Below are 19,156 nucleotides of genomic sequence, written 5' to 3' on the forward strand. Positions count from 1 at the left end.
GTTGCAGAACGGACTCAGCGGTACTCGATGCCGGGTTTTTTGGTGCTGACGCGGGTGCCGGACTTGCCCTGGGTGATGGCCACGATGTTTTCCAGCGAGCCGATCACCGCATCCTTGCCGGTGGCGCGGGCGAATTCGGCGGCGGCTTGCACTTTCGGGCCCATGGAACCGGCGGCGAAGCCGAGGCGTTCCAGTTCGTCCGGGTGGGCCTGGGCGATGGCCTTCTGCGTCGGCTTGCCCCAGTCGATGTAGGCCGCGTCCACGTCGGTGGCGATGATCAGGATGTCGGCATCCAGTTCCTGGGCCAGCAGCGAGGAGCACAGGTCCTTGTCGATCACCGCCTCGACGCCGGAGAGTTTCTTGCCGGACTCGTCGTACATGGTCGGGATGCCGCCGCCGCCGGCGCAGATGACGATGGTGCCTTTCTCCAGCAGCCATTTCACCGGGCGGATCTCGAAGATGCGCTTGGGCCGCGGGCTGGCCACCACGCGGCGGAACTTGTCGCCGTCCGGGGCGATGCTCCAGCCTTTCTCCTTGGCCAGGGCTTCGGCTTCTTCCTTGGCGTAGACCGGGCCGATCGGCTTGGTCGGATGCTGGAAGGCCGGGTCCTTGGCGTCCACCTCGACCTGGGTGAGGATGGTGGCGAAGGGCACTTCGAAGGGCAGCAGGTTGCCCATTTCCTGTTCGATCATGTAGCCGATCATGCCCTCGGTCTCGGCGCCGAGGACGTCCAGCGGGTACGGCGTGACCTTGTCGTAGGCGGCGCCCTGCAGGGCCAGCAGGCCCACTTGCGGGCCGTTGCCGTGGGCGATCACCAGCTCGTTGCCAGGCGCCACTTTGGCGATCTGTTCGGCGGCGATCCTTACGTTTTCACGCTGGTTGGCCGCAGTCATGGGTTCGCCACGACGCAGCAGGGCGTTGCCGCCCAATGCGACGACGATACGCATAGTCATTTCCTCCTGAAGCTGAAGACGCCCCCGGGCCGGCAGGCCGGGCCCGGGGCGCGCATCCGTCGATCACATGTCGGCGAGGGTCGAAACGAGGATCGCCTTGATGGTATGCATGCGGTTCTCCGCTTGCTCGAAGGCGATGTTGTACGGGGATTCGAAGACGTCTTCGGTGACTTCGATGCCGTTCTTCAGGTTCGGGTACTGGGCGGCGATCTGCTGGCCGACCTTGGTTTCGCTGTTGTGGAAGGCCGGCAGGCAGTGCATGAACTTCACGCGCGGGTTGCCGGCGGCTTTCATGATGTCCAGGTTGACCTGGTAGGGCAGCAGTTCCTTGATGCGCTCGCCCCAGGCTTCCACCGGCTCGCCCATGGAAACCCAGACGTCGGTGTGGATGAAGTCCACGCCCTTGACGGCTTCCTTCGGGTCTTCGGTGAGGGTGATGCGGGCGCCGCTTTCCTCGGCGAATTTCTTGCAGGCGGCGACGTGTTCGTCGCTCGGCCACAGCGCTTTCGGCGCGGCGATGCGCACGTCCATGCCGAGCTTGGCGCCGATCAGCAGCAGGGAGTTGCCCATGTTGTTGCGGGCGTCGCCCAGGTAGGCGTAGGCGATGTCGTGCAGCGGCTTGTCGCTGTGCTCGCGCATGGTCAGCACGTCGGCCAGCATCTGCGTCGGGTGGTACTCGTCGGTCAGGCCGTTGAACACCGGTACGCCGGCGTACTGCGCCAGTTCCTCGACGATCTCCTGCTTGAAGCCACGGTACTCGATGGCGTCGTACATGCGGCCGAGCACGCGGGCGGTGTCCTTCATGCTCTCCTTGTGGCCGATCTGCGAGGAGTTGGGGTCGATGTAGGTGACGTTGGCGCCCTGGTCATAGGCGGCGACCTCGAAGGCGCAACGGGTGCGGGTGGAGGTCTTCTCGAAGATCAGGGCGATGTTGTTGCCCTTGAGGTGTTGCTGCTCGGTGCCGGTGTACTTGGCGCGCTTGAGGTCGCGGGACAGGTCGAGCAGGTAGCGCAACTCGCGGGTGCTGTGGTGCATCAGGCTGAGCAGGTTGCGGTTGTGCATGTTGAAAGCCATGTTCTTTCTCCTTGTGGGATGGGATCGGCCTCGTCAGTACAGCTTGTGGCTGGCGGGGCGGGCGGCCCTGGCCGGGGCCGCCGCATTGAGTAGGGTGGGCTGTGGCGATCAGTAGTCGACCGGGTCGCGGATGATCGGGCAGGTCATGCAGTGGCCGCCGCCACGGCCGCGGCCGAGCTCGCCAGCGCTGATGGTGATGACTTCCACGCCGGCCTTGCGCAGCAGCGTGTTGGTGTAGGTGTTGCGGTCGTAGCCGATGACCACGCCGGGCTCGACGCAGACCACGTTGTTACCGTCGTCCCACTGCTCGCGCTCGGCGGCGAAGCTGTTGCCGCCGGTCTCGACGATGCGCAGTTTCTTCAGGCCCAGGGCCTCGGCGACCACGCTGATGAAGTCCTTCTCCTCGCGCTGCACGTTGATGCCGTAGGGGCTCTTCTCGTCCGGGCGCAGGGTGAAGGCGACGATTTCCTTGACCACTTCCGGGAAGACGGTGACCAGGTCGCGGTCGCAGAAGCTGAACACGGTGTCCAGGTGCATGGCCGCGCGGGACTTCGGCAGGCCGGCGACTATGACTTTCTCGACCGCGCCCTTGGCGAACAGCGACTGGGCGACCTGGCCGATGGCCTGGCGGGAAGTCCGCTCGCCCATGCCGATCAGCACCACGCCATTGCCGATGGGCATGACGTCGCCGCCTTCGAGGGTGGAGGAGCCGTGGTCCTTGTCCGGGTCGCCGTACCAGATTTCGAATTCGGCGTTGGTGAATTCCGGGTGGAACTTGTAGATGGCGGTGGTCAGCAGGGTTTCCTGGCGACGCGCCGGCCAGTACATCGGGTTCAGCGTCACGCCGCCGTAGATCCAGCAGGTGGTGTCGCGGGTGAACTGGGTGTTGGGCAGCGGCGGCAGCAGGAAGCTGGAGTGGCCCAGGTAGTCGCGGAACATCTTCAGCGGCTTGGAACCTTCGCTTTCCGGGATGTCGTCGGCGGTCACACCACCGATGAGGAATTCGGCCAGTCGTCGCGGCTCGAGGCCTTCCAGCCAGGCGCGCAGTTCGTGGGTCAGGCCCAGGCCGACGCTATCGGCGGTGATCTTGCGGTCGAGGATCCATTTCAGCGCTTCGGGGTTCTGGACGGTCTCGGTCAGCAGGTTGTGCATTTCCAGGACGTCGACGCCGCGCTCGCGCATCTTGGTGACGAAATCGAAGTGGTCGCGCTTGGCCTGGTTTACCCAGATTACGTCGTCGAACAGCAACTCGTCGCAGTTGCTAGGGGTCAGGCGTTGGTGGGCAAGACCGGGCGAGCAGACCATCACTTTGCGCAATTTGCCAGCTTCGGAGTGGACGCCAAGTTTGGTTTTTTCCGTGCTCATGAGTGTCTCCAGTGATGTCACAGAGTGAGGAAGCCGTCGTAGAGGCCATACGCCGCGATCAGCGCGCCGATCACGACACCTGCGAAGATGAGCTTCTCGACGTTGGTGAAGATCGGTTGGCCGACTTCACGTTTCGCTTTCGCGAAGAGGATGACGCCTGGTGCGTACAGCAGCGCCGACAGCAGCAGGTATTTCAGGCCGCCGGCGTAGATCAGCCAGACGGCGTAGATCACCGAGATGCCCGCGATGATCAGGTCCTTGTTGCGCTCGCCCGCATCGTTCTCGTAGGTCTCGCCGCGCACCGCCAGCAGCAGGCCGTAGGCCGCGGACCAGAAGTACGGGATGAGGATCATCGAGGTGGCCAGCAGCAGCATCTTGGTGTACGGGTCCATGCCGCTCGGGTCGCCCGAGGTGAAGAAGACGATGACCAGGAAGACCTGCACGCAGATGTTGGTCAGCCACAGGGCGTTGGCCGGCACCTGGTTGGCGTTCTCCTTGCGCAGGAACTCCGGCATGGTGTGGTCCTTGGCCGCGGCGAACATGATCTCGGCGCACAGCAGCACCCAGGACAGCAGGGCACCGAGCAGGGAGATCAGCAGGCCGACGCTGATGAGTATCGCGCCCCAGTGACCGACCACGTGCTCCAGCACCAGCGCCATCGACGGGTTCTGCAGCTTGGCCAGTTCCGGCTGGGTCATCACGCCCATGGACAGCACGTTCACCAGCACCAGCAGCAACAGCACGGTGATGAAGCCGATGACCGTGGCCTTGCCGACGTCGGCGCGTTTTTCCGCGCGGGAGGAGAAGATGCTCGCGCCCTCGATGCCGATGAACACCCACACGGTGACCAGCATCATGTTGCGCACCTGGTTCATCACGCTGCCCAGCTCGGGATTGCTCTTGCCCCAGATGTCGGAGGTGAAGATGTCCAGCTTGAAGGCGAACAGGCAGATCAGGATGAACAGGAACAGCGGCACTATCTTGGCGATGGTGGTGATGGTGTTGATGAACGCCGCTTCCTTGATCCCGCGCAGCACCAGGAAGTGCAGGGCCCACAGCAGCACCGACGCCGCGATGATCGCGGGGAGGGTGTCGCCCTTGCCGAAGACCGGGAAGAAGTAACCCAGGGTGCTGAACAGCAGCATGAAGTAGCCGACGTTGCCCAGCCAGGCGCTGATCCAGTAACCCCAGGCCGAAGAGAAGCCCATGTAGTCACCGAAACCGGCCTTGGCGTAGGCATACACACCGCCGTCGAGGTTGGGTTTGCGGTTGGCGAGGGTCTGGAAGACGAAGGCCAGGGTCAGCATGCCGACCGCGGTGATGGCCCAACCGATGAGAATGGCGCCGACGTCTGCACTGGCGGCCATGTTTTGCGGGAGAGAGAAGATCCCCCCGCCGACCATGGAACCGACGACGAGAGCGGTGAGTGCCCCAAGTCGTAGTTTTTGGCTGCTTTCTTGCGACATTTTCGGAATCTCCCTATAGGAGTTGGAGAGTGTAGTCATTAGGCGCCGACTGTCAGGGAACCCCCCTGACCTAAATCAATAGCCTGCTAACAAATGTTTCCAACTGCGCAGCGGTGCCGGGCCGCATGAATAGGAACGATAGGAGAGGTTTGCCGATATCGCCTGATTTAGAGGGGATTCATGTGAAATCCGGATGGCGTTTCGGTGACTTTCGGATTGCCATTGACGGCGTGAATGGATCAGGCCGTTCCGGGGCGTTTCGGAAAAATCTGTCAGAAGTTATTTCGCGACCTGGATGACAGGCAGAAAAAAGCCCGACAGGGTGGTCGGGCTTGCTTCTATATAGGGAGGGTTGCCCGTCCAGGGTCGCTGCACGGGCGGCGCCATCCATGCGGATGTACGCCATGGCCGTTCGGCCGGAGAGACACCGCCGGGCTTGTGGCCCAGTGGGCGCCGTGATCGAACGTCACGGCGAGGGAGGTACGCAAGGTACCTGGGTGCTGTATCGCAAGCTCCGTGCCAAGCCATGGGTGCGACGCAATGCCCCATGCCCTCTGGCTTTCAGTCACGCAGGCGCCGCCGGAATCGGCAAGAATCCGCTTATGCGTCGGCTTCTTCGGCGGGATTTCCGCCAGGCGCTTCCGGGATCGCTCTTCCCCGTTACTGCTTGCTGATGTCGCCTTCCTGCTTTGCCCCGCCGAAAGTGAAGAACTTGTAGATCAGGAAAGTGGCGAAGGCCGGAACGGCCAGGGAGATGGCATGGGCCAGGCCGTCGGCGATGTTCTCCAGGCCCGCCTGGCGGAACAGGTAGCGAAAGCCCAGGGCTGCCACCCAGACCACCGGCATGAAGGCGATGTTGACCAGCAGGAACTCCCTGGCCTGGGCTGCTATGGGACGTGGCGAACCGGGAAAGACGAAGCGTCGGTTGAGCAGGAAGGCAACGCTGATCCCGACCAGGTAGGCCAGGAGCACCGCCAGCGAGTAGTTCAGTTCCTTGCTCAGGGCATAGCGGCTGCACCAGTTTGCCAGCGCCGCGGTGACCCCTACGCCAATGAACGTGAGGAACTGTATGGAGAAGAAGTGCCTGATCATTTCTCCGCCGCCTGCCTGGCCATCTTGCGGCCGAAGTCGATGCTCTCCGAGATGCCGCGATCTTCCGGGTAGTAGTAGGAGGTATCCGCCGCCCACAAACCGCGTACCGGCAGCTCCATCGGCGGCAGATGCTCCAGGTAGCCCGGGTCGCAGATCGGCTGGGCATAGCGGTAGCGGCTGGCGCGCATCTCCAGGAAGTCGGCGTCGGTGAGCTGCGGGTTGATCTTCTGCAGGTAGCGTTTCACCTTGTCGAGGAAAGCCTGGTCCGGCTCCTGGAACTTGGGATGTTCGCCGGGCATGTAGAAGGGGACGTAGACGATATGCTCGTCCAGCGGCCGCAGGTTGCTGTATTCCACCAGGCCGGGGATGTCCATTTCCGGGTCGTTGGTGTTGAGCCAGAAGTTCTCGGTTACCGCCTTGCGCAGCTTGGCGATCACGCAGACCACGGCGATGTTCTTCACCGAGCGGAAGGCGTCGAGGGTCGCTGTCGGCAGATCCGGCATCAGTCGTGGCACGTAAGGCAGCGGAATGGTGCTGACGACCTTGTCGAAGGTATGCAGCTCGCCACCGGCCTCTACTCCGTTGACCTTGCCGTTCTCGATCACGACCTTGCTTGCCGGCGTGCCCAGGCGGAACTCGCCGCCATGCCGCTGGATGTAGTCGCGCAGGCCATGCAGCAAGGTTTCCGAGCCCCCTTCGAGATAACCCAGCTTCTCCTTGAACAAGTTGTAGCGGGAGCGGCCGATACGGCGGATGCGGCTCCAGATCCAGGCCGCCGAAAGGTTGTCCGAATAGTCGTAGAACTTGTAGTCGAACAGCCGGCGCCAGAGTACCTCATAGGCTTCGGCACCCACCCAGCGCTTGATCCAGCCGGTCGCCTCGACATGATCCAGCGGACGCCAGTCGTTGCGTTTGGTCGACAGGAAGGCATGCAGGCCGTAGCGGAACTTGGCGATGAAGCTCAGGCCCGAGAATTTCAGCAGGGCGAACGGGTTGCCCCAGGGCTGCACCTTGCCTCGATACCAATAGCCCATCCTGGTTTCCACCCAGCGCATCCTGTCGGCCAGGCCGAGCTCGTCCAGCACCTTGAGGAAGGCGTGGTCGGAGATGCAGTGGAAATGGTAGTAGCGCTCGATCGACAGGCCACCGAAGTCGAAGTGGGCGGTCATGCCGCCGACCCGATCGTCGGCTTCGAAGATCACCGGGCGGTGGCCATCCCTGACCAGTTGGTAGGCGACGGCCAGGCCCATTGGACCTGCGCCGAGCACGGCGATGCGTTGATTGTCCTTCATCAGAATTCCAGTACGACCTTGCTGTAGGTGGGGTGCTTGAAGGTTTCCTCCACGGCCTTGGCGAAAGGCGTGGGGCGGACCTGGAAGATACCCGGCCAATCGATGACTTCAAACTCGTCGCGGGCCACCAGGGCCTTGAGCTGATCGGCGGTGAAGGGCGGGTTCTTGTCGAACAGGGCCCAGATCTTCAGCAGCACGTAGAACAGCCCGTAGGGAATCTTCAGCAGCAGGCACTTGGCGCCGGTGGTGTTGCGAATGGTACGGATGATGTCGATGTAGTCGATCTCTTCCAGACCGGTGATGTTGTACACCTGGCCGGCGATGCGCGACTCGATGCAACTGACGATGATGCTGCTGAAGTCGCCGGCGTAAAGCGGCTGGCGCATGTAGCGGCCGTCGCCGGGGATCGGGAACACCGGCACCTTCTGCATGAAGCGCGACAGCCAGCCCAGGTGCTTGCGGTCGAACCAGCCGAACATCAGGGTCGGGCGTAGTACTACGCAGTTGATCCCGCTCTCGAGAACGATGCGCTCCTGTTCCTTCTTGGTGTTGGTGTAGTGGTCGTCGGCGACCGACTCCACCACGGAGGAGCTGATGTGCACCGTGTAGGGAATTTCGTAGCGCTTGATCAGCCCGAGGATGCGTTCGGTCGAGGTGATGTTGTTGCGCACGAAGGGCTCGGGGTTCGGGTCGCCGATCTGGGCCTGCAGCATGACCACGGTATCCGCCCCCTCGAAGTGTTTTTCCCAGTCGCCGCTCTCGGCGAGGTCGGCGTACTCGATGGTCAGTTCGGGGTGCAGGCTACGCAGGATGTCCAGGTTGGCCCGGTGCTTGTCGAGAATCACCAGGTTGGTGTAGCCGCGCTCCTTGAGCTGGGCGACCAGGTTCTGGCCGACCAGGCCGGCTCCGCCGGGGAGGAGGATCTTTTTGTCGAAGCTCGAAGGATTCATCTGCTCTTGTCTCTTTCCTTGGTCTGGAGTCGTTCGTCGCTCATCGCACGGTGATCGACTGTTCCATGTGTTGGCATCGTTCGAACCGTCCTTTATTCAAACGCAGTATGCCGAGTTGGTATTGCCCTTCCAGCAGCCGGGCGTCCAGGCGGGCAACAAAGCCCGCGTTGAGGAGCCGTGGATTGTTGAAATAGGACTGCACGTCGGGGCGCGCGGCACGCCGGACCGGATAGACCCGGGTACTGCCCTGCGTGTCCGTGAGAGTGATGAAGACTTTCTCGGGCAACTGGCCTTGCGCTGTGGAGAGCGCTGTCCAGCCGTCGACCTCGATGACACCGCTCAACGTTGCCGGCTGGTTGGTGGGTGCGCCATTGACATTGTCCAGGTGGCCTTCGCAGGAGGTGCTTGCCACCAGCGCCAACATATCCTGGGTAGCGGCGATTTCGGTGTCGAAGAAGCCATCGATGGAAAGCTGCCGGTCCGGGATGGGCAGGCGGATGAGTTCGATTTCCAGGCTGTCCTGCCAATCTCGCGCCGGTTCGTCGGCGGTGATCGACAGGCTGGCTACGGCTTTGTGTTCGAGCATACTTAGCTGGTTGTTGGCCAGCAGCGCCAGCTCGAAGGTATTGTCGATGACTGGAGAAACGATGAAGCCGGTTTCCGCCATGCCTGGGATGAAGCGGAAGTTGCGCTGCATGCCGTTTCGCAGGTTGAGGTGCAGGCTCATTGCACCGCTCTTGAACAGTACGTTGCTGAGCTTGCCTCGGGTGGTCGGCTTGGCCCGGATTCGGGCGAAGATGGCGCCTGGCCCCGAGGGTAAGGCGACATCCTTGCCCAGGTACGCAGCACGCGAATCCAGCCGATACTTGTCAAGCTCGACCGGCTTGCGATTTCGCTGCCTGAAGATGACGCGCTGGCCCTGCACGGCCACTGGATCGTAGTCGAGCAGGATAGTGGGCCAACTGACGCCGTCCTCCATGGTTGCGGGGCGCGAGTCGATGCTTTCCACCTTCATCAGGATGTTGGTGGGGGCTTGGTCACTCCTGAGGTGCGCCTCGTTAGCCAGCGCCAGGGCAGGAGTATAGGCCGAATAGCTCTGGAAGATCGGTCGTGGGGCCCACTGGTTGCCCGAGGCAATCAGCGAGGCCTGGTCCCAGGGATATATGTCGCTCGTCCCAGGCAATTTGGCGATCGGGTCGCGCTGATGGATCCATTGCAGCTTGGCGCTGTACGCCGCTGCGAGCTTGGTCGGATCGGTGAGGCGCTCGATTATCCCATTGGCTGCCCTGGTATAGCGCTCACCGAGGTTGTGCTCCACGTCCAGGAGCTTGTAGCCCGGTACCTGCCAGGCCAGGGCCAGGCCACCGAAGGCGCTCAGCAGCCATAGTGGCCGGGGCATATGGCCAGAGGCCAGGAGGATGGCGATCAGCAGAGAGCCCAAGGCAATGACGACATGGTCGACACGGACGAATGCCGCTTTGAACGATAGGAAAAGAAACAGCGCAAAGGCCACCAGCACGAACGCTGTGCGATACCAGGGCTGTCGGCGGACCAGCAGGCTGGCCAGGACGATTGTACTGACTGAGATGTAGGTGAGGATGGTCTGGTTTTCGCCATAGGTCGCCATGGCGCTTGTATAGCCGGAAATGATCGGCAGTATGTTGTGGGCGAAGGCTAGTATTCCTGAGGCCGGCTGCCCCGATGCGAGCCACAGCAGCAAGGCCGTCAGTGGGGGAGCGACCAGACAGGTCACTGCGCTGACGCGGGCTTTCTCATGCCAAGCGAACCATGCGCAGAAGGCGCTGATACACAGGCACAATGGCAACAACGAGCCCTTGATCAAAGGCAGCAGGCCAAGCCCGGCGACGCATACGGCGAAGACCGCGCGCAGGTCTGCACGCCGGTGCAGATCATCGATCAGAGAGTGCAGAGCCAGCGCCAGCAACAGCGGGTAGGTGAACAACAGGCAGTCGCGGCTAATGACGATCAGCCAGCAGAACAGCGCTGCGTTCAGCAGAACGAGCAGCGCCGGCAAACGGCGGCAGACCAGTAGGAACAGTGCACTGTACAGGAAGCCGAAACCTATCCCGCTGAGCAGGCTGAGCATGTCAGTCTGTGGGTGATACTGCAGCGTGAAGAGTGAGGCGTAGGGGCCGAAGGTGAAGACCAGGTCCTGGCCGATGAGCCAGCCGTTGGCTACCGCCTCCTGCATGCCCAGTTCCCAGGAGGGATCCAGCCCCATGCTCGGCATGCGAGGGTAGAAGGGGGCGATAAGTGCCGTCAGCATCAGGAAGACCAGGACTCGGCTCAGCCAGGTCGAGACCGGGGCGCTCTCGGACAGTCCGAGCATTCCCCGGAGCGGGGTTGCGGAGGGCGGCGACATCAAAGGCTCCCGGTGGCAGACGTTGCAACTGGCATCCGTGCAGTTGTCAGATATTGGTTTTCTTGAACAGCGCGGTCGGTATATTGCGGATGAGCAGCATGATCAGCGACCAGAACCAGGGCGTGTAGATCGAATTGCGACGCTTGTCGATGGCCCGGGTAATATCCCTGGCAACCTGAGGTGGCGTGGCGAGCAGCAGCTTGGGTAGGGACAGCCCCTGGGTCATGGGCGTGTCGACGAAGCCTGGCTTGATGGTCAGCACATGTACACCGACCTTGAAGAGGCGGGCGCGCAAGCCTTCGCAGAAAGTACTTATCGCGGCCTTGGCGGTGCCGTAGAGGTAGTTGGAGGGACGGCCACGATCGCCGGCCACGGAGGAGATCACCGCGATGGTGCCGGTCCGCTGTTCCTCCATGCGGTTGGCCAGACGCGTCAGCAGGGCGATCACGCTCAGACCATTGCTCGAGAACTCGCGCAGGGCGAGATCAAGGTCGCGCTCGCACTCGGCCTGGCTCGGCAATGTGCCGTGGGCGACCAGACAGATATCTACCCTGCCCAGGCTGGTGAAGGCGGCGCCGAGCATCTCTTCGTGAGCGGAGAAGTCGTTCATGTCCAGGGTGAAGGTCTTCACCTCGCTGGCACCGCGGGCATCGAGGTCGGCCGCTACCTGCTCGAGCTTCTCGACATTGCGTGCCACCAGGAAGAATCGCGACTTCTCCGCTGCCCAAATGCGCGCGCAGGCAGTGGCTATGGCGGAGTTGGCGCCGACGATAAGGATGTTCTTCATGCTTGGGTTACGCGTTTCCAGAAATGAGAGAGAAGGGCGGGGTCCCGCAGTGCCTCGACCTGCTGCCAGGCTGGATAGAACATGCGGAAGTCGTCGCCGGTCATATGGGCGTCCTTGGCCGGATAGAGGCGGCCTCCGGCGCTGCGGACGATCTGGTCGAGGCGGTGGAACAGTGCGGATTCGAGTTTCGCGTGCTGGGGGAAGTCCAGCGCCAGAGATACGCCGGGCATAGGGAAGGACATCAGCCCGGGCGAAGGCATGTCGCCGCAACGCTTCATCACCGCGAGGAAGGAGCCGCTGCCGCTTTCGGCGATGCTGGCCAGTATCTCCGCCATGGCGGCTTCGGCGGCTGCATTGGGAATGACGCACTGGTACTGCTGGAAGCCTTTGCTTCCGTAGATGCGATTCCAGTGCAGGATGCTGTCCAATGGGTAGAAGAATGGGTCGTAGCTACCCTGGCCGGCATTCCGTCCAGGCTTGTGCAAATGGAAGTAGGTGTTGTTGAACAGATTCAGGCTGAGCTGATTCATCAGTGTGACCGGTGGCGTCAGCGGTACGCTCAGGCGTGTCCGTTCATGGACGTTCAAGCGCCCCTCGCGAACATGGTTGCCGGCCGAGAAGATACCGCGCCCGGCTCTGCTGCCCTTGGCCAGACAATCGATCCAAGCAACGGTGTATTCATGGGTCCTATCGAACTCCTCGGATAGGCTGAAGAACTCTGCCAACGAGTCAAAACGTACGGTGATGCTGTCGATCTGGCTGGAGGCGATCGGCATGAGCTGCAACTCGACCCAGGCGATCACGCCGGTTAGGCCGAGGCCGCCAATGCTGGCGTGGAACAACTCGGAGTTGTCCCTGGCCGAGCACGCCAGAGGTTCGGTTAGGTCCGAGCGCTGCAGTGCAAAGCACCGTACATGGCAGCCAAAGGTACCGCGCACGTGGTGATTCTTGCCGTGCACATCGTTCGCCACTGCGCCGCCCAGCGTTACGAACTTTGTGCCGGGCGTGACGGGCAGGAACCAGCCATGCGGGATGGCCACCTCGAGGACTTCCGCCAGCGTTACCCCAGCCTCCGCGCGGATCACGCCTTGCTCCCAATCGGCGGACAGGAAACGGTCGAGTTGGCGAGTCTGCAGCAGTTCGCCGCTGACTGCCAGGCAACTGTCGCCGTAGCTTCGACCATTGCCGTAGGGCAAGGTGCCTTGGGGGTGGCTTGCCAGGCGCTGGAGCAGCGATGACAGATCGTTACGCCAGGAGCAGGGGTGGCGCTGCTGGGGAATGTAGGGGTAGCGCCCCCAGGAGGCCAGTTCACGGGCCATCAGGCTGCCACCCAGAAGATCAGTGCGAAGCAGGCGCCGATCAGCAGGCTGGCCCGGTCCTTGATCGCGAATACGACGGGGTCGTCGTGCATTAGCCCTCGGTGGGTCAACATCCATATTCGCGTGATCCAGAACAAGAGTAATGGGCACGCCAGCCAGATCAGCTGTGGATAGCGATACAGAGCGGCCGTGGTTCCATCCTGGATGTAGAGCGCCAGTACCATCACTGACAGATACCCAGAAGATGCGCCTAATGACGAAACCATCTCCAAATCGTCTGGGTAGTAGCCGCGGCCGCGTGTTTTTTGACTTTTGCCCTTTACCCTGGCATCGCGCAACTCTGCATAGCGTTTGACTAGGGCCAGGCTGAGGAAGATGAACATCGAGAAGGCCAGCATCCAGAAGGTCAGTCTCACCTCGAAGGCGAAAGTGCCGGCGATGATGCGTGAGGTGTAGAGCATGGCCAGAACTATCACGTCCATCGCCATCCGGCGTTTCAGCCAGAATGAGTAGGCGAGGGTGAGCATGTAGTAGGCCAGTAGAGCGAGGCTGAACTTCCATGGGAGCAATAGCAAGGCGCCGCCTAGTCCGATCAACAGCAGCAGCGGAAATATCAGCAGACCACTCTTGATCGAGAGTGCGCCGCTGGCGAAGGGGCGGTGGCACTTGCTGATGTGGTGGCGGTCATCTTCCAGGTCCAGCAGGTCGTTCAGGATATAGACGCTCGAAGCACAAAGGCCGAAAAACAGGAATGCCAACAGTCCATTGAGCAGGAGATGAGGCTCCAGCAGGCGGTGGCTGGCCAGGAGGGGCACGAAAACCAGTGCGTTCTTGGCCCATTGGTGGACGCGAAGAGCCTTGAGCCAGACGCGAGCGATCTGGACATCATGCTTGAGCTCTTCTTCGACGTTGCCGTGATTACGAGCCAACTGACTGATCTTGCCGGTGGAGTTAACTACGTAAGCGCGCCGGGCAGCTTGCCAGACTGGTAGGTCGTCACTGGAGTTGCCGGCATAGTCGAAGCCTTGCATGCCGAACTCGGTTACCAGTACGTCACGCTTGCGTTGCGCCGAGAGATTGGTGCTTTCGTCGCTGGCCAGCACTTGGTCGAACAGGCCGAGATGCTCTGCGACCTGCTCTGCGTAGCTGCGATGGCTTGCGGTGGCGAGGACAATCCTTCGACCACCCTGTTTTTCCCGGCGAATCAGGTCGAGCACGGCTTCGTTGTAGGGGAGAACGGAAACGTCCAATGGAGCGACACCAGCCAGGCGGCTCTTGAGATTGGCTTTTCCGCCAGCCAGCCAGCCGATGGGGGAGAAGGCCTTCAACGGATGGCGCTTCAGATAGCTCAAGCCGGACTCGAGGAGGAGATCGCTATGGATCAGGGTGCCATCAAGATCGATGACCAAGGGCGCTGACACGTACTACTACCTCGAAAAGTCCACGGGAGGAGTCCAATTGAGCAATAGAGCTTTTACATTCTTGTAAACAAGTGAACCTTGGATACTAACTGTTGATCCTGAAGAGAAAAAGTCGATAGCTGACATAGGGTACTGTCAATCCTCTCCGATGGAGCCTTCGGTCTGGTTGAACAGCAGCCCATGTTTGCGCAGCTTGTCATGCAAGGTCTTGCGCGGGATGCCCAGGGCCTCGGCCAGGCTGCGTAGCGAGGCGTGCTGGTTGGCCATCTCGGCGGCGATCAGGGCGCGCTCGAAGGCTTCCACCTGCTCGTTCAGGGAGTTGCCGGAAATCGCCGCCGGCACCTGTGCGGCCTGTTCGTCCAGGCCAAGGTCCAGGCCCAGGGCAAAGCGCTCGGCGACGTTCTGCAGTTCGCGCACATTGCCCGGCCAGCTGTGGCCCAGCAGTTGTGCGCGTTGCGCGCTGGCGAGGCTGCGCGAAGGGATGCCATGGCGTTGTGCGGCGAGGTCGGAGAAGTGCTGGAACAGCAGCAGGACGTCTTCGCCGCGCTCGCGCAGCGGCGGAATGCGCAGGCTGGCGACGTTCAGGCGGTAATAGAGGTCGGCGCGGAAACGTCCGTCGTCGGCGGCCAGGCGCAGGTCTTCCTTGGTCGCGGCGATGATGCGGATGTCCAGCGGAATCAGCTGGTTCGAACCCAGCCGCTCGACCACCCGCTCCTGCAGCAGGCGCAGCAGCTTGACCTGCACGTCCAGGCTCATGCTCTCGATCTCGTCGAGGAACAGGGTGCCGCCGTTGGCGAACTCGAACTTGCCGATGCGGCGCTTCTGCGCACCGGTGAAGGCGCCCTGCTCGTGGCCGAACAGCTCGCTTTCCACCACCGACTCGGCCAGGGCGCCGGCGTTGATGGCGACGAAGGGGCCGTTGCGCCGGTTGGACAGGTCGTGCAGCGCACGGGCCACCACTTCCTTGCCGGAGCCGGTCTCGCCGAGGATCAGCACGTCGGCCTGCAGGCCAGACAAGGCCGCCACCTGCTCCTGCAGGCGCTGCATGCCGGCCGACTGGCCGACCAGGCGCCCCTTCAGTTCCTTGCGCTCGGCCAGGGCCATGCGCAGGCTGCGGTTCTCCAGCACCAGGCGACGCACCTCCAGGGCGCGGCGCACGCTGTCGAGCAGGGCGTCGCTGGGGAAGGGCTTCTCGAGGAAGTCATAGGCGCCGGCGCGCATGGCCTTGACCGCCAGGGGGACGTCGCCGTGCCCGGTGATCAGGATTACCGGCAGCTCCGGGTCCTGGGCATGCAACTGTTCCAGCAACTGCAGGCCGTCGACGCCAGGCATGCGGATATCGCTCACCACCACGCCCGGCCAGTCGCGCGCGAGGCTGGCGTCCAGTTCCCGGGCATCGCCCAGGCTGGTGGCGCGGAAGCCGGCGAGGTCGAGGGTCTGGCCCAGTGCCTGGCGCAGGTGGGGGTCATCGTCGATCAGCAGGACCTGGGTATCGGCGGCGAATGCGGCACTGCTCATGCGCGGGTTTCCTCCTGGGGCGTCGGCATCACGCCGGGGACTCCCGGCAACAGGTGCAATTGTACGAGAGCGCCGCCCTCGGGGTGATTGCCCAGTTCCAGGCGGCCGCCGAGGGCGCGTAGCAGGGTGTCGCAGATGGCCAGGCCAAGGCCCAGGCCCTTGGCGCTGGTCTTGGTGGTGAAGAAGGGTTCGCGGGCGTGGGCCAGGGCTTGTTCCGAGAACCCCGGGCCGTTGTCGCGCAGGTACAGGACGATGCCGTCCGGCTTCTGCTCGGCCGTGAGCCAGAGGCGCCGCGGCGGGGCCTTCTCGCTGAGGGCGTCGAGCGCGTTGGAGAGCAGGTTGGCGAGAATCTGCCGCAGGCGCGTTTCCCCGGCCTGCACCCAGATCGGCGCGTCGGGCAGGTCACGCTGCAACTCGACGTTCATCGCCTGGCGCCGGCTGGCCACCAGGGCCAGGGCATCGTTGATCGCCGGTTGCAGGGCTACGTTCTCCGGCGCACGCCGCGCACCGCGGGCATAGGCCTTGAGATGGGCGATGATCGAGGCCATGCGCTCGGTCAGTGAGCTGATCTGATCGAGATTGCCGCGTGCGTCGTCGAGGCGATGGTGGTCGAGCAGCACCCGGGCGTTGTCGGCGTAGCTGCGGATGGCGGCGAGCGGCTGGTTGAGCTCGTGGCTGATGCTCGCCGACATAGTGCCCAGGGCAGTCAGTTTGCCGGCCTGGACCACTTCGTCCTGGGCGTGCATCAACTCGCGTTGGGCCTGCTCGCGGTAGTGTACCTCCTGCTGCAGACGGGCGTTGGCATCTTCCAGTTCCTGGGTGCGCTCCAGTACGCGCATCTCCAGCTGGCGCTTGGCCTGGGCCTCCAAGGCGATGCGCTCGAGATAGTGACGGCGGCTGATGCTCAGCAGGGCCAGCAACAGCAGCAGGGTCATGAGGGTTGCGCCGCCTATCAGCAGCACGCTGCGTACTGGCCTGTCGATCTGCGCCTTCGGCGTGTAGATGCTCACCGTCCAGCCGGTTTCCGGAAGTTCGCGGCTGAGGCTGATCCAGCGTTTCTCATCGATTCGCAGCGGCTTGGGATCGAGCACCGGATAGGGAATGTTCTCGGCGATCTCACGCCGCTTGGCCGGCGACAGCGGACGGCTGGCATGGAAACGCCAGGCGCTGTTGGAGGAAAGGATGACCACGCCATCGCTGTCGGTGACCAGCAGTTGCTCCGGGGTATTGCCCCAGAGCTGTTCCATGTGTTCCAGGTCCAGCTTGACCACCAGCACGCCCAGCAATCTGTCGGGATCCCGGACTTCGCTGGCGAAGTAGTAGCCGCGCCGGTTGGAGGTGGTGCCGAGGCCGAAGAAGCGCGCCGGTTTACCCTGGATCGCGTCCTTGTAATAAGGGCGGAAGGCGAAGTTGCGGCCGACGAAGCTGTCCGGCTGGTCCCAGTTGGAGGCGGCCTGGGTCTGCCCGTCGGGGCGCATCAGGTAGATGACGTCGGCACCGGTGCGCTGACGGATGTCCGCCAGTCTCGCGTTGGCTGCGTCACGGGTCTGGATGTTGTCAGTGTGCTGCAGTGTGGCGCGAAGCGTAGGCAACTCGCTCAGAACCGGCGGCAGGTCCTCATAGCGCCGCAGCGTGCCGAGCAGGTTGCCGACGTAGAGGTCTAGTGTCTGCTGGTTCTGCTCGGCGAGTTGTTCGCTGTAGTAGCGTTCGGCGAGGTGGTGGAGGGGCCAGAGAAGCAGAGTGAGCAGGCAGCCCAAGGCTAATAGAACATTTGCACGGCGTATCGGTGTCATGTGCTTGGCGTGAAATATTTAGTTCCTGGAATAGTAATACCTTCTTTGGTTCACGTCCGCTATGAAACACAAGATTCTGGTGGCGTGATCATAATTGTCTTAGAGACGTTCGGGGGCGAGATATGTGAGGGTCCGTTTTCATAGCTCGGTGGAACTAACTTAAAATGCAGAAGAGCACCTCCACCGAACCAGAGGGATCTCAGGGGCAGCGGATTATGCGGTAGGGGCCGGAGCTGAATATAGGTGGGCCGCATTTCTCGTGCAGTTGAAGGAGACTCTGTTCATTGAGCGCCTGGGCTAACGCCTCGTTGTAAATGATATTTTTTGGCGTTGACCCCATGTTCAGGTATTTTTCAAAGCCGCCCTGGAAGTTTCCAGGATGCCGGGATAGATACTCGATGGAGGCTACATGTGCCCACCAGCTAGTGTACAGGGTCTGGTCAGGGAGATTGCTCTCAATGAAGGTGCTTGTTTCTACGTCGGCTCTACCTTGCAGTCGAGGTCCTGATTCCAAAGTGGTCAGGATCGTATGGGCGGATGCTTGCTGAGCGGCCAATCCTGGCATAGCTATGAGGACTGCAATGCCCAAGGTGGGAATGTAGCGCCATTTAACATCCCCTAGGAGGGGCATTGCTATGGTGCAGCACAGAATCACTACGCCTGTGTAGATGTATCTTGGTGAGCCATTGGAAAGGAATAGCCAGTAAACGAAGTGAATGGTCATTCCGCTATATAAGGTAATGGTTGCTCTCTTCAGGCTTTCATTCCTTCCGAGTACTGTGGCGGCCAGTGCCAGCGTGGACAATATCGCTACTGCCATGAGAGATATGAAAAAGTGTTCTTTAAAGAGCATAGTGCGTTGTATCGTTTGTTGGAAAATGGCAGTTGCGCCAGATGCGCTGCTGCTCTGCTTATGGATAAATGCGAGATGCGACTGCCAATTATCGACGAACCCAAATGGCCCCAGAGTAAAGAATCGGCTTGCTTCGAATAATATTATCGGGATGGTGAAAGCTGCCGAAAAAAACAGAATGGCGGTGATCTTGTCCTTGGTGCTGGAAGTCTCCGGGCTTCTGAATAGGCGGACCAGGAAGAATGGAATCAAGGCCACGATGTACAGAGCAACCATTTCCTTGGTCAGTACGGCCAGAGAAAAGAGCAGGCCGGAGGCTGCAAGTGACCGTGGGCGGAGTTCAGTATTCGACCAAGCGAGCACGCCGGCGATAATGAACAGGCCAGCAGGTACTTCACCCAGCATTGCAGTCCACTGTTCGTTATGTTTTCCCGAAAAGAGAATGGAAAGCCCAAGAAATGCGGTTAGCCATAAGGTTATCTTGTGTGTCTGGCATGTTCTGATCAGGTAGGCGGAGGAAATGGCAAGGATAATTATCTCAAGGGCTAGTTGAGAGAAGCCTGGAGTCCATGGTGTTGCACCAAATATCTTTATGACTATTGCAGTTGGAATAATCGAAGAAGGGCCGGTGCCGAGTGCCGGATCGAACGGTCTCATTGAGAACTCGGGGCCGGTGTAGTTCAAGGAGAATGTATATCCGTTGCCCTCGGCGAGGTTTTTTGCTATCACAGCAAATGAGGCGTCGTCATAACAGCAAACGCCCATGGATAGTATGAGCGGCGCCAGCAGGCTACCAAAAAGAACAAGGATAATCAGGATGGGTATCCAACGGAATGTCGCTGCTCTCTGGGCCTGTGTCATTTTTGAGATTGTTATGTGGTCCGTAGTTT

14 protein-coding genes are annotated in these 19,156 nt (G+C 61.5%); all 14 read right to left on the bottom strand.

The genetic code is table 11. The annotated features are described in order from the left end of the window. Window positions 1-14 precede the first annotated feature (14 nt). The 14 genes from arcC to RN02_RS33500 all read right to left on the bottom strand — a co-directional run bounded on the left by arcC (window position 15) and on the right by RN02_RS33500 (window position 19,127). The gene (gene arcC / locus RN02_RS24490) at window positions 15-947 is read right to left on the bottom strand and encodes a carbamate kinase (RefSeq protein WP_043317525.1); all 933 of its coding nucleotides are present in this window, start codon (window positions 945-947) and stop codon (window positions 15-17) included. Window positions 948-1,016: 69 nt separating this feature from the next. Beyond that, entirely contained in the window at window positions 1,017-2,027 is a 1,011-nt protein-coding gene (locus RN02_RS24495; RefSeq protein ID WP_009613905.1) for an ornithine carbamoyltransferase, read from the bottom strand. Between the two features lie 108 nt (window positions 2,028-2,135). Continuing rightward, window positions 2,136-3,392: an arginine deiminase gene (arcA, locus tag RN02_RS24500; RefSeq protein ID WP_043317527.1), complete on the bottom strand. Its 1,257-nt coding sequence runs from the start codon at window positions 3,390-3,392 to the stop codon at window positions 2,136-2,138. Between the two features lie 17 nt (window positions 3,393-3,409). After that, a complete protein-coding gene (gene arcD, locus RN02_RS24505; protein ID WP_081884577.1) occupies window positions 3,410-4,858 on the bottom strand; it encodes an arginine-ornithine antiporter in 1,449 nt (482 codons plus the stop codon). A gap of 660 nt (window positions 4,859-5,518) precedes the next feature. Then, entirely contained in the window at window positions 5,519-5,950 is a 432-nt protein-coding gene (locus RN02_RS24510) for a GtrA family protein (RefSeq protein WP_043317529.1), read from the bottom strand. Further along, on the bottom strand, window positions 5,947-7,242 hold the full coding sequence (locus RN02_RS24515) for an NAD(P)/FAD-dependent oxidoreductase (RefSeq protein ID WP_043317532.1): 1,296 nt from the start codon (window positions 7,240-7,242) through the stop codon (window positions 5,947-5,949). Before RN02_RS24515 ends, RN02_RS24510 begins: the two co-directional genes overlap by 4 nt. Next, window positions 7,242-8,192 carry an NAD-dependent epimerase/dehydratase family protein gene (locus RN02_RS24520; RefSeq protein WP_009613899.1) on the bottom strand — a complete coding sequence of 317 codons (951 nt, stop codon included), beginning with the start codon at window positions 8,190-8,192 and terminating at the stop codon, window positions 7,242-7,244. Before RN02_RS24520 ends, RN02_RS24515 begins: the two co-directional genes overlap by 1 nt. A 40-nt stretch (window positions 8,193-8,232) precedes the next feature. After that, window positions 8,233-10,575 (bottom strand): hypothetical protein, encoded by a 2,343-nt coding sequence (locus RN02_RS24525; RefSeq protein WP_043317534.1) that lies wholly within the window; start codon window positions 10,573-10,575, stop codon window positions 8,233-8,235. A gap of 46 nt (window positions 10,576-10,621) precedes the next feature. Next, window positions 10,622-11,362 (bottom strand): SDR family oxidoreductase, encoded by a 741-nt coding sequence (locus RN02_RS24530; protein ID WP_009613897.1) that lies wholly within the window; start codon window positions 11,360-11,362, stop codon window positions 10,622-10,624. Further along, window positions 11,359-12,681: an FAD-binding oxidoreductase gene (locus RN02_RS24535; RefSeq protein ID WP_043317536.1), complete on the bottom strand. Its 1,323-nt coding sequence runs from the start codon at window positions 12,679-12,681 to the stop codon at window positions 11,359-11,361. Before RN02_RS24535 ends, RN02_RS24530 begins: the two co-directional genes overlap by 4 nt. Further along, window positions 12,681-14,102, bottom strand: a complete 1,422-nt coding sequence (locus RN02_RS24540) for a UbiA family prenyltransferase (RefSeq protein WP_009613895.1) — start codon at window positions 14,100-14,102, stop codon at window positions 12,681-12,683. Before RN02_RS24540 ends, RN02_RS24535 begins: the two co-directional genes overlap by 1 nt. Window positions 14,103-14,237: 135 nt before the next feature. Beyond that, window positions 14,238-15,620, bottom strand: a complete 1,383-nt coding sequence (locus tag RN02_RS24545) for a sigma-54-dependent transcriptional regulator (RefSeq protein WP_043317538.1) — start codon at window positions 15,618-15,620, stop codon at window positions 14,238-14,240. Then, a complete protein-coding gene (locus RN02_RS24550; protein WP_043317540.1) occupies window positions 15,617-17,413 on the bottom strand; it encodes a sensor histidine kinase in 1,797 nt (598 codons plus the stop codon). The genes RN02_RS24545 and RN02_RS24550 overlap by 4 nt, the downstream gene beginning before the upstream one ends. A gap of 199 nt (window positions 17,414-17,612) precedes the next feature. Further along, on the bottom strand, window positions 17,613-19,127 hold the full coding sequence (locus tag RN02_RS33500) for a hypothetical protein (protein ID WP_152623812.1): 1,515 nt from the start codon (window positions 19,125-19,127) through the stop codon (window positions 17,613-17,615). Window positions 19,128-19,156: the final 29 nt, after the last annotated feature.

It is taken from the genome of Pseudomonas sp. PI1 (assembly GCF_000812405.1).
Lineage (GTDB): Bacteria > Pseudomonadota > Gammaproteobacteria > Pseudomonadales > Pseudomonadaceae > Pseudomonas > Pseudomonas citronellolis.